At 54.5% G+C, this 11,602-nt stretch carries 13 protein-coding genes and 1 pseudogene; 6 read left to right on the forward strand and 8 right to left on the reverse strand.

What is annotated here, in order from left to right:
• The first annotated feature begins 12 nt into the window (after positions 1–12).
• The 4 genes from PHACT_RS15010 (at position 13) to PHACT_RS15025 (ending at position 3,590) form a co-directional block, all read left to right on the forward strand.
• Positions 13–1,902 (forward strand): penicillin-binding protein activator, encoded by a 1,890-nt coding sequence (locus PHACT_RS15010; RefSeq protein WP_139141594.1) that lies wholly within the window; start codon positions 13–15, stop codon positions 1,900–1,902.
• A 50-nt stretch (positions 1,903–1,952) separates the two neighbouring features.
• Positions 1,953–2,354 carry a YraN family protein gene (locus PHACT_RS15015; protein WP_070119086.1) on the forward strand — a complete coding sequence of 134 codons (402 nt, stop codon included), beginning with the start codon at positions 1,953–1,955 and terminating at the stop codon, positions 2,352–2,354.
• Positions 2,355–2,427: 73 nt separating this feature from the next.
• On the forward strand, positions 2,428–3,021 hold the full coding sequence (locus PHACT_RS15020; protein WP_070119087.1) for an SIS domain-containing protein: 594 nt from the start codon (positions 2,428–2,430) through the stop codon (positions 3,019–3,021).
• Entirely contained in the window at positions 3,018–3,590 is a 573-nt protein-coding gene (locus PHACT_RS15025) for a BON domain-containing protein (protein ID WP_070119088.1), read from the forward strand. The genes PHACT_RS15020 and PHACT_RS15025 overlap by 4 nt, the downstream gene beginning before the upstream one ends.
• Before the next feature lie 85 nt (positions 3,591–3,675).
• Here the strand turns inward: PHACT_RS15025 and PHACT_RS15030 are convergent, their stop codons facing one another.
• The 8 genes and pseudogenes from PHACT_RS15030 to zapE form a co-directional block, all read right to left on the reverse strand.
• Positions 3,676–4,107: a ClpXP protease specificity-enhancing factor gene (locus tag PHACT_RS15030; protein WP_070119089.1), complete on the reverse strand. Its 432-nt coding sequence runs from the start codon at positions 4,105–4,107 to the stop codon at positions 3,676–3,678.
• An 8-nt stretch (positions 4,108–4,115) separates the two neighbouring features.
• The gene (locus PHACT_RS15035; RefSeq protein ID WP_070119090.1) at positions 4,116–4,748 is read right to left on the reverse strand and encodes a glutathione S-transferase N-terminal domain-containing protein; all 633 of its coding nucleotides are present in this window, start codon (positions 4,746–4,748) and stop codon (positions 4,116–4,118) included.
• A gap of 68 nt (positions 4,749–4,816) precedes the next feature.
• Complete coding sequence (locus PHACT_RS16715; RefSeq protein ID WP_397389524.1) at positions 4,817–5,536, reverse strand: cytochrome c1; 720 nt, start codon at positions 5,534–5,536, stop codon at positions 4,817–4,819.
• A gap of 27 nt (positions 5,537–5,563) precedes the next feature.
• Positions 5,564–6,793: pseudogene (locus PHACT_RS16720) on the reverse strand (cytochrome b); the annotation flags it as partial.
• 38 nt (positions 6,794–6,831) lie between these two features.
• On the reverse strand, positions 6,832–7,431 hold the full coding sequence (petA, locus tag PHACT_RS15045; RefSeq protein ID WP_070119091.1) for a ubiquinol-cytochrome c reductase iron-sulfur subunit: 600 nt from the start codon (positions 7,429–7,431) through the stop codon (positions 6,832–6,834).
• Between the two features lie 397 nt (positions 7,432–7,828).
• Positions 7,829–8,221 carry a 30S ribosomal protein S9 gene (gene rpsI, locus PHACT_RS15050; protein ID WP_070119092.1) on the reverse strand — a complete coding sequence of 131 codons (393 nt, stop codon included), beginning with the start codon at positions 8,219–8,221 and terminating at the stop codon, positions 7,829–7,831.
• Positions 8,222–8,258: 37 nt separating this feature from the next.
• A complete protein-coding gene (rplM, locus tag PHACT_RS15055; RefSeq protein WP_070119093.1) occupies positions 8,259–8,687 on the reverse strand; it encodes a 50S ribosomal protein L13 in 429 nt (142 codons plus the stop codon).
• A 98-nt stretch (positions 8,688–8,785) separates the two neighbouring features.
• The gene (gene zapE, locus PHACT_RS15060) at positions 8,786–9,913 is read right to left on the reverse strand and encodes a cell division protein ZapE (protein ID WP_070119094.1); all 1,128 of its coding nucleotides are present in this window, start codon (positions 9,911–9,913) and stop codon (positions 8,786–8,788) included.
• 222 nt (positions 9,914–10,135) lie between these two features.
• On the opposite strand from zapE, the gene PHACT_RS16390 reads away from it, so the two are divergent.
• Both PHACT_RS16390 and cysD read left to right on the forward strand, forming a co-directional pair.
• Entirely contained in the window at positions 10,136–10,618 is a 483-nt protein-coding gene (locus PHACT_RS16390) for a YhcB family protein (RefSeq protein WP_070119095.1), read from the forward strand.
• A 74-nt stretch (positions 10,619–10,692) separates the two neighbouring features.
• Positions 10,693–11,601: a sulfate adenylyltransferase subunit CysD gene (cysD, locus tag PHACT_RS15070; RefSeq protein WP_070119096.1), complete on the forward strand. Its 909-nt coding sequence runs from the start codon at positions 10,693–10,695 to the stop codon at positions 11,599–11,601.
• Position 11,602: the final 1 nt, after the last annotated feature.

Here is an 11,602-nt window from a genome sequence, read left to right on the forward strand (position 1 = left end):
TTTGTGAGACCCGTGAAAAACATTAGCCGGTATGTATTCCTGACGGGCATGGCCCTCGTGTTGAGTTATTGCGGCAGCTCCGCTCCGGACGTGCGTAATACAAACAGAGCAGATCAAGGCAATGTCAGCGTGACAACCGATCGCACACGCACGGTCAATGACCTGCTGGCACTGGCGGCAGACGCAGACTCCCCGCTGGCAGAAGATTATACCCTGCAGGCCAGCGCGATCGCGCTGGCTGCCGGAGACACTGACAACGCAGCCGCGATCCTGGCCAATGTCGTGATCAACGATGACCTTTCCGCCGAACTGGTCTTCGAAGCAACCCGACAAAAGGCGGAACTGGCGCTTGCCCGTAACGACGCACGTGACGCACTGACCTTTGCAAACACGGATCTGCTGGAGCGTGTGTCGGCGCTCCCGGCCGACTCACAACGTGCGCTGTTTGAGTTGCGCGCAGAAGCCTACATTGAGCTGGAGCAGTATCTGGCAGCTGCGCGCGAGCATACACAATTGGCAGACACGCTGACCCGGCCGGACCAGATCGCTGACAACAATAATCGCATCTGGCAGATTCTCACCGCCGCGCCCGCTGGCAGTCTCAGCATGCAGTCCGCTCTGGTTGATTCCTACGAGCTGCGCGGCTGGCTGGAACTGATCAATGTCGTCAACAGCGAACAGAACAATATCGAACGGCAGGTTGCTGCCATCACCCGTTGGCAGAATCGCTGGAACCGGCACACAGCCGCTGCGGTGCTACCTGAGGCGCTGGACTTTGTTGTGGAAATTCTCAACAATCGCCCGCAACATATAGCGCTGATGCTGCCGCTGGGTGACGCAGCCGGACAAGCAGTTCATGAAGGCTTTATGGCGGCCTACTACAATGCTGTCAGTCAAAATCAGGATGTTCCGGAAGTTGAAGTCATCGACACCACTGGCGTCCGCGACATCACCAATCTATATCAGCAGGCTGTAGAACTTGGCGTCGACATGGTCATCGGACCACTGCTCAAGGAATCCGTCAGACAACTGCAGAGCATGCCTCAGTTACCGATCCCCACGCTGGCACTGAACTATGGCGATGACTGGCGCATCAGCCCGACGGGGTTTTATCAGTTCGGTCTGGCCCCCGAAGATGAAATTCGCCAGGCGGCTCGCATGGCATGGCAGGCAGGTCACCGCAATGCCGCCGTGCTGACACCTGCCGGCGAGGATTATCGCCGGATACAGGACGGATTCGTTGAATACTGGCTGGCGCTGGGCGGCCAGGTTGCCAGCCAGGCCAGTTTCGCCAGTGCATCAGGCTATTCGGACATCATCCGGCAAATGATGAACATTGATACCAGCGAAGCCAGAGCACAGCGGCTGCGGGAAGTCCTGCCCCGCAACAGCATTGAGTTTACGCCAAGACGACGTCAGGACATCGATTTCATCTTCATGCTCGCCAATCCGGCAGAAGGCCGTCAGTTGAAACCCACCATGGCATTCCACTTTGTCGGGGACGTGCCGGTCTACGCCATGCCGGCGATCTACGATGGTCGCACTGATGCAACCGGCAACCGGGACCTCAATGGCATCACCTTTGTTGATGCACCCTGGGTGCTCGGCAATGACGACCCCTTGCGCGCCAGCACTGCTGCCGTATGGTCGCAGGCTACCGGCCCGGTGCAACGATTGCGCGCGATGGGTATTGACAGCTTCCGACTCTATGCGCGCATTTCGCAGCTCGAAAACTTTCCTGGTATCCGCCTGCAGGGCGCAACCGGTGTTCTGTCTATGCGCGAGGATGGCAGCATCATGCGTGAGCTGATCGGGGCACAGTTCGTAGAGGGCAGTATCTCCGTACTCAACCCTGACATTGCCTCTTCCGGCATCCCTGACAACCCAGGAGGCAACCCATAAGCGTGCATCGGCAGACTTAACCATACACCGGCAGAAAAGGACATCTGCGCATGAATGGAAAACCAAACCCCGTTGCTCCCGGCAAACGGCGCGAAACCGGATTGGCACAGGAAGCCTGTGCGGCCGACTACCTGTCACAACAAGGCCTGGTACTGCTGGAAAGCAATTTCAATTGCCGTGTCGGCGAAATCGATCTGATCATGAAGGACGGCGATACGCTGGTCTTTGTGGAAGTGCGCTACCGAACCCGCGCCGACTTTCTGGACCCGGTGACCAGCGTGGATTCCCGCAAACAGAAAAAGCTGCTGCGCAGCGCTGCGCTCTACCTCAAATACCGTGGACTTACCGATAAAGTGGCCTGCCGGATTGATGTGCTTGGCATCAGTCATGGCAACGCGCTCGACGCCCCAGAGTTCAGATGGATAAAAGACGCCATCCAACAACATTACTGATCACATCTTACAGTCAACACAAGCCCGGCGCTTTGCAGTAAACTGCAGGTACTTATCTGTACCGGATGTCATCATGGAACCGCAACAACGCGTACAACAACACATGCAGCATAATATTGCGACGCTGCGCGAAACCCTGGCGACCCAGGCGGATGTGTTGTGCGCCGCCGCTAATCGAATGGCCACCGCACTGGTTCAGGGCGGCAAGATAATGATCTGCGGTAACGGTGGGTCTGCAGCCTTTGCACAATACATGTCCGCCCTGTTCATCAATCGTTTTGACCGGGAAAGACCCGGGCTACCCGCCCTGGCGTTGTCTGCTGACGCCGTATGCCTGTCGATCATCGCTACCGATCAGCAATATAAAACAGGTTATGCCCAGCAAATCCGTGCCCTTGCCCAACCTCCCGATATACTTTTTGTGATGGCGGCAGGCAAAAGCAGCGCAAACTTGCGCGAAGCCATGACAGCTGCGTATGATCGCGACATTGCCGTGGTGTTGCTGAGCAGCGATGACAGTAGCAACCTGGCAGAGATGCTGCAGGACGAAGATTTGGAAATACGGGTACCAGCCCGTATCACTTACCGAAGCCAGGAAGTTCACCTGGTCCTTATTCATTGTTTGTGTGATCTGATCGACATTGATATTTTTGGAGAAGAGTTGTGAGCATCAAACGACTATCGATTATTGCGTTGCTGTTGAGCACCACAGCGTGTACTACCGTTCTCACTGAAACCACGGGCGAAGACGGTATCCGGGAAGACCCTTATCTGCGCACAGCCGGCACCGTGGTGGAAGATGAATCCATCGAAACCAAAGTAACGGTGAACATGCGGTCCCAGAATGAAGCGTTCCGTGACGCCAGTTTTGACGTGGTCAGTCACAACGGCGTGGTCCTGCTGGTCGGCCAGGTACAATCAGACAACCTCAAGAACGAAGCGACCCAGATCGCCTCTGAAGCCAGCGTTCATGTGCGTCGGGTGCACAACGAAATGGAAGTGGCCGGGCGCCGCAGCCTGCTTTCACGGGGCAATGACACCTGGCTCGCCACCAAAGTGCGTACCCAGCTGACCGCCAACGATGGCATCAATGCCAATCGGATGCGGGTCGTGGCAAACAACGGCACGGTTTATCTGATGGGCATCGTGGATCGAAATGAGGGCAACCGGGCCACACAACTGGCGCGCAGCGTAGGTGGCGTGCAGCGCGTGGTGAATGTCTTCGAATATCTGTGAGGAAGGATCAGTAAGTAAGACGGGTGGGGCAGCCAGCATGATCAGCATGATCGGCCCACCCTGCAACTGTAGCTGACCCGTCTGTTTACTTTACCACTCGCAATGACGGACGGGTCCGGTTTTTGGATTCAGAAGCTGACGGCTTGTCAGTTTTGCCATCGCTTTTTACCGATTTCGGTGCAGATGGGGGGGGTGGCTCGGGACTCGGGCTCTCCGTCTCAAACACCATGCCCTGCCCGTTCTCGCGTGCGTAAATACCCATGACCGCCGTCACGGGCACATAAACCGGCGTTGGTATACCAGAAAAGCGGCCACTGAAATTGACCGCTTCGTTATTCATCTCCAGCGCGTGTACTGCTGTCGGAGAAATATTCAGGATAATCTGCCCATCCTTGACATACTCCTGCGGCACCATCACGTCATTGGCGTATGCGTTTACTACAATGTACGGGGTACACTGATTTTCCAGTATCCACTCGTACAAAGCACGCAACAGATACGGGCGACTCGAGGTCATGCTCACACTTACACCATCTCTTTTTCCTGATCCGACAGACTGGCTCTGACTGAATCACGGGAAAACAGCCGCGCCCGGTACTGCAACAGCGGCTGAACGGATTTGTGATTGCCCAGATCTATGCCCAGCGATGGCAAACGCCAAAGAATGGGAGTCACACAGCAATCAACGATAGTGAACTCATCACTCATGAAAAACGGCTTTTCGGAGAAGATAGGGGCTATCGAAATCAGGCTCTCGCGCAATTCCTTTTTCATCTTTTCCTGCTGGGCGGCAGTGCCTTTTCCGGCCATCAGATCATCAACAACCTGGCACCAGTCGCGCTGAATACGATACATCCACAGGCGGCTCTGCGCCCTTGCCACCGGATAAACCGGGAACAAAGGCGGATGCGGGAAGCGCTCATCAAGGTATTCCATCATGATATTGGCTTCATACAGCACCAGATCACGATCGACCAGCGTGGGCAGACTGTTATAGGGGTTCAACGAAGCCAGATCTTCTGGAGTGTTCGCCGGGTCAACATTGACAGTTTCAACGGTAACCCCTTTCTCGGCCAGCACAATTCTTACCCGATGACTGTATTGGGAGCTGCCATCTGAATAAAACGTCATGGAGGAGCGCTTTGCTACAACACCCATAAACCTTACCTCAAAAAATCGAATTAGCCTGATCGCTACATCACGCGCTTGTCACTGCACGGCGCTCCTTAGTGGATACGCCGCCAATATTCACGATTGAGCAGTGTCGTTAACACAAACAGAATAGCCAGGAAACCCAGGACATAGACCCCAATTTCCTGTCGTTTGAGTCGCACAGGCTCGCCGACGTAGTAGAGGAAGTTGACCATGTCATAGACAAATGCATCAAATTCTTCAGGTGTCATTTCCCCGGTACCTGCAACATGGCTTAGCTCACAGTCTTCCGGCGCATCAGCATTGTTGGTACACACCACGTCGCCCTGCAGGTCATACAGTACATTGGGCATGCCTACGTTCGGGAATACAGTATTGTTAACACCCCATACCCGACTCTCATCTGTGTAGAAAGAGCGCAGGTAACCATACAGCCAGGCCGGGCTATGAAGGCGACCGGCCAGGGTCAGGTCAGGTGGTGTTTTACCAAACCAGTTATTGCTGTCATCGGCATCCATGTTGTTTTCCATCAGATCACCGATGGCCGCATCACCAAACACCAGGTTGTCCATGACCAGTTCGACCGGAATGCCCAGGTCGTCTGCAGTACGCTGATAACGAGCGTACTGCAGAGAATGGCATGAATGGCAGTAGTTCATGTAAGACGTAAAGCCGCGCTGCAGAGACGCTTCATCACGCAAATCCATGTCTACCGGCTCCAGGTCCACGGTCACTTCCGCGCCCACTGCTTTCAGCGGCAGGAATATCAAGGCTGCCAGCAGTGCCAGGGTGATGGCCAGCTGTTTGTTGCTGATCCAGCGACCTGTTACGCGCTGAGGCTCAACAAAGGTCTTTTCTTTCTTCGTGTACCAGGGCATCAGGAAGAAGAACAGGAAGTACAGCACCGTACAGAACTGAGCCAGCGCAATCCGCGGCGCACTGGTACCCAGTGTGCCCAGATAACCCAGAATCAGGAAGCTGGCGGTAAAGATCAGCAGCGCTACGCGGCTATACCAGCCCTTGTAACGAATTGATCGTACTTCGCTGCGGTCCAGCCAGGGCAGCACGAACAGAATGGCAATGGCGCCAAACATGACAATCATGCCCCAGAATTTCGCGTCGATACCAAACAAAGGCACAGTCACTGCGCGCAGCATTGAGTAGAACGGCGTGAAGTACCAGACCGGCGGAACGTGCTCAGGCGTTACCAGCGGGTTGGCTTCCTGGAAATTTGGCGGCTCAAGGAAGTAACCACCCATTTCCGGCGCAAAGAAAATCACGAAACAGAACACAAACAGGAAGACAGTGATACCTACCAGGTCATGTACGGTGTAGAAAGGATGGAATGGCACGCCATCAACAGGATTGCCGTCCGGGCCTTTGTTCTTCTTGATGTCGATGCCATCAGGGTTGTTGGAACCCACTTCATGCAAGGCCAGTAGATGCAGCACCACCAGACCAATCAGGATAATAGGCAGAGCCACGACGTGCAGTGCAAAGAAACGGTTCAGGGTTGCGCCGGAGATCAGGAAGTCGCCGCGCACCCAGATCAGAAGGTCTTCGCCGATGACCGGAATGGCACCAACCAGAGACACAATAACATTGGCTCCCCAGTAGGACATCTGGCCCCAGGGCAGTACATAACCCATGAAACCTTCCATCATCAGCACCAGATAGATGGCCATGCCAAAGACCCAGATCAGTTCACGCGGTTTTTTGTACGATCCGTACATCAGGCCACGGAACATGTGCAAATACACCACAACAAAGAATGCCGAAGCCCCGGTTGAGTGGATGTATCGTAGCAACCAGCCAAATTCCACATCACGCATGATGTATTCAACAGATGCAAAGGCACTCTCAGCACTGTTGGTGTAATGCATGGTCAGGAAAATACCTGATACCAGCTGAATAACCAGTACGACCAGGGACAACACGCCAAAGAAATACCAGAAGTTGAAGTTCTTGGGCGCATAGTACTTGCTCATATGCTTTTCCCAGGCGGTAACGATGGGCAGGCGCTCATCAGTCCAGTCACGTAACCCTGCCAGGGAAGAAACGATAAAGCCTTGTTTTTTAGAATCGCTCATTATGCACTCACCCCGTCTTCACCAATCACCAGGATATTGTCGGATTCAAAGAAATGGGGAGGCACTTCCATGTTGCGCGACGCCGGGGAGCCGATGTACACACGCCCCGCCAGGTCGAACTTGGAACCGTGACACGGACAATAAAAACCACCCTTCCAGTCCTGTTCAAACGGCTCAGGCCTGATCGCCAGGCGCGGCGTCGGTGAACAGAACAGGTGTGGACACAAACCAATCAGCACGAGGACTTCAGGGTTGCGCGAACGGTACTGATTGTCCGCGTACTCGGGCTGTTCCGGTTGTTCCGAGTTCGGATCCTGAAGATCCGAGTCGAGTGTCGCCAGTGCATCCAGTGCTTCCTGGGTACGACGTACTACAAAAATGGGTCGACCGCGCCAGGCGGGAATAGGACCCAGTATGGAGCCCTCTTCGATACGACTGATGTCCACCCGGACCGGCGCACCCGCTGCGCGCGCTTTGGCGCTGGGGTTCCAGGAGCCGACGAAGGGGACCACTGCCCCTACCACACCGGCAGCCCCTACGACCGAAGTTGAACCCAATAAAAACCGTCTGCGGCCAGAATCAGTACCGTCTTCACTCACCGTGTTTTCTCCTGAGCTTTGTCGTCTACAAAAAAGAGTAGTGCCTGCCCCGGCACAGAGCCGGAGTGGGCGAAAAATCTGCTAATGCTGCGTTGCTGCGCTTATTATTATGCTGGCCTCTTGTCTCAGGAGCTGACACGCGCTCCGGATCGACAACTGCAGTCCCTGCTGTCTGACAATGTTTAGTACTGGCTGAAAGGCGCAAACCGGCAAACGGGCAGAATGGTAGTCAATTTTACGATTTTTTTCAAGCGCACGATCACTATCATTGCACTTAAGCGCCTGAATCAAAAAGGAATTTATTTTTTAAATAAAAACAAAAAAAGCGCCTGCCTCTCGGCAACAGCGCTTTTTTGCGAATCAAGGGCTGATGTGACCGGGATAACACCCGGACCAATCAACGCTTGGAGTACTGAGGACGCTTACGAGCTTTACGCAGACCAACCTTCTTACGCTCAACCTCACGGGCATCACGGGTCACAAAGCCAGCTTTACGCAACGGCGACCGCAGCTCTTCGTCATACGCGATCAGAGCACGGGTCAGACCGTGGCGAATAGCACCTGCCTGACCAAAACTACCGCCACCTTTCACAGTGACCTTGATGTCGAACTTGCCTGACATTTCCAGCAACTCAAGCGGCTGCTGGACAATCATGCGGGCAACTTCACGACCGAAAAAACCGTCGAGTGTGCGCTGGTTGACCGAAATGTTGCCACTGCCTTTGGTGATGAACACGCGAGCAGTCGCTGTTTTACGTCGGCCAGTGCCGTAGTATTGAGTTGTTGACATAGGAATTCAGTGAGCCTCGTAAATCCTTTGTAAATTCTTACAGTTGCAGTGCCTGCGGCTGTTGGGCCGCGTGAGGATGCTCAGTACCAGCATAAACCTTGAGCTTCTTGAACATCGCTCGACCCAGTGGTGTGCGCGGCAGCATGCCTTTCACAGCCAGCTTGAGCACGCGCTCCGGAGAGCGGTCGATCAGTTTTTCAAAGCTGAAAGTCTTCAGACCGCCCGGGTATCCCGAGTGGCTGTAATACATCTTGTCTTTTGCTTTCTTGCCGGTTACCCGGACCTTCTCAGCATTTACCACAACAATAAAGTCACCGGTATCCACGTGAGGCGTGTACTCAGGTTTGTGTTTTCCACGCAGGCGGCTTGCGATTTCAGTTGCCATACGCCCAAGCGTTTGGCCTTCTGCATCAACGAGCAGCCAGTTATGTTCTACATTCTGTGGTTTTGCACTAAAAGTCTTCATGTAACGTCACCGAACGGGCATTATCTTCAGGGAGCGCGAATACTACCGAAGCGCCTGTCATTATTCAAGCATTTTATGGATAGAAAGTATTAAATTGATCACGGGCGGTGTTCGCGGGCCAGATAATCTTCTGACTGCATCTCCAGCAGTCGACTGCGGGTGCGCTCAAACACAAACGCCAAACCCTGCCCGATGTATAAATCAGGCAGTGGCACAGCGGCGGACAAAATCAATTTCACGTGGCGATCATACAGCTCATCGACCAGACTGACAAATCGGCGTGCGACATCATCCTGCGCCGAATCCATCTGGGGCACGTTTCCCAGCACCACAGCATGGTACACCTTGGCCAGCTCTATGTAGTCGTAAGCACTACGAGCACCATCACAAAGCTCATCAAAATCAAACCAGACCACGTCATCAGCTACCTGCCTGACTGGCAGCGATCGGCCCAGCACACCGATTTCACCGCCAATCTGGGCATCGGCATGTTCCGGCGCCAGCCGGGTGAACGCCGACTGCAGCGATTGTTCAGCCTCGGCACCCAGCGGCGAGAAGTAAAGACAGGCCTGCTTTAATGCCCGCAGGCGATAGTCAGTTCCGCCTTCCAGCTCAACAATCTCGGTATGCTTGTGCAACAGGGCGATTGCCGGTAGAAAGCGTTCGCGCTGCAGACCATTGGCATACAGCCCGTCCGGATGGATGTTGGAGGTTGCAATCAGCACCACCCCCGCTTCCAGTAAATGCTCCAGCAATCGACCCAGTATCATGGCATCGCCGATATCAGAGACAAAAAACTCATCAAAACACAATACCCGCGCACTGTCAGCGATATCAGCAGCCACCTGCTCCAGAGGATTTTTCTGACCCTTGAGTGCGGTCAGGCGGCCATGCACCATCTGCATGAAACGGTGAAAGTGGGTCCGGTGTTTGTTCTCTAAAGGCAGACATTCATAAAACGTATCCATGATGTAGGTTTTGCCGCGTCCGACACCGCCATGGAAATAAAGGCCTTTAACCAGCGGCGGCGTTGTTCCGCCAAACAGCCCTCCCCAGCCTGCCGGTGACAGCAGCCGGCTCAGGGCCGAACCTTTGCCGGCTCTCCGATCTGCCGCCAGCACATCATCATAGACGCGCTGCACATGGACAAAGGCCTGCGCCTGTGCCGCATCGGGCTGCAGCACACCACGGGCAAGGTCATCCTGATATCGTTGTATGGGGGTCATTGTCGCAACACCGGCGTGTGTTCAAAGCCCCGCATTCTAGCCTCCTTTAAGGGGCCGGAGGAAGCGGGACACATACCCGCGCCGGCTGCGCTCAGTGCCCGACGATGTTATCGCTACACCCGTCATTCAACACGAGAGCGACATCATGCTAGAATAGCGTCAGGCCATCCGGTCGTATTCGCGTTATACTTGCGCCTATTCAAGCGAAGGAAGAGTTTTAATATGTTGTGGTTAACCGGTATCGTTTGCCTGGCTGTCGGCCTGGTAGCGGGTTTGCTTATTGCCAAGCGAATCAGCGGCAGCAATCCTGCCAAAGTCTCCGAGCTGGAGGCACGGGTGCAGGAATTGCAGCGTCATCACGCTCAGTATCGAGAGAATGTCAGTGAGCATTTTAATACCACGGCAGAACTGGTGCAGCACATGACCGAGAGCTACCGCGATGTCTATCAGCACCTGGCAGGCGGCGCACAGGATCTTTGTACAGGCGATGTCGCCAGCAAACTACTGCCCGCAACGGAACAATCAATGTTCTACCATGTGGACGATGACGAGCTCGAAGCGCCCAAAGATTACGCCCCCAAAAAAGCTCCTGGTCAATCTGGCGCGCTGGCGGAAAACTTTGGTCTGGACGCGAGCAACAGTCCGGATAAGGACACGAGTGCAGACAAAAACAGAGACCACAAGCAGGCCGTCAACGAAGACTGACTCACCCCGAACCCTTTAGAACCTCCGCAGCACCGTTAAGACGGCTGTGCTGCAGCACCCGGTACACAAACATCATGGCTGATTACAACCTGACACACCTGAAACAACTGGAAGCAGAAAGCATACACATCATCAGAGAGGTCGCGGCGGAGTTCAGCAACCCGGTCATGCTGTACTCGATTGGCAAGGACTCGTCAGTGATGCTGCACCTGGCGCTGAAAGCATTCTATCCTGGCCGATTGCCCTTTCCATTGATGCATGTCGACACCACCTGGAAATTCCGCGAAATGATCGAATTCCGCGACACCCAGATGGAAAAGCTGGGTCTGGACCTGATTGTGCATATCAATCAGGAAGGTGTTGATGCTGGCATTGGCCCCTTCACACACGGTAGCGAGAAACATACCGACGTGATGAAAACACAGGCCCTGCGACAGGCACTGGACAAACACAAATTTGATGCCGCTTTTGGCGGCGGTCGCCGTGATGAGGAGAAATCCCGAGCCAAGGAGCGCGTATTTTCCTTCCGCGATAAGAATCATCGCTGGGATCCGAAAAATCAGCGCCCGGAACTGTGGAACATCTACAACGGCAAGGTCAATCGCGGCGAAAGCATCCGCGTGTTTCCGCTCTCCAACTGGACCGAGCTGGATATCTGGCAGTATATCTACCTGAACAATATCGACATCTCACCGCTGTATTTTGCTAAAGAACGTCCGGTGGTCAACATGGATGGCATTGACATCATGGTCGACGACGACCGCATGCCGATTCCACCCGGCACCGATATCCAGCACAAGATGGTGCGCTTCCGCACACTGGGCTGCTACCCACTGACCGGCGCGGTGGAGTCCACTGCGACCACGCTGCCTGACATTATTCAGGAAATGCTGCTGACCACCAGCTCCGAACGCCAGGGACGACTGATCGATTCGGATCAGGCCGGCTCCATGGAAGAAAAGAAACGCAAAGGGTACTTCTGAC

The organism is Pseudohongiella acticola (assembly GCF_001758195.1).
Lineage (GTDB): Bacteria > Pseudomonadota > Gammaproteobacteria > Pseudomonadales > Pseudohongiellaceae > Pseudohongiella > Pseudohongiella acticola.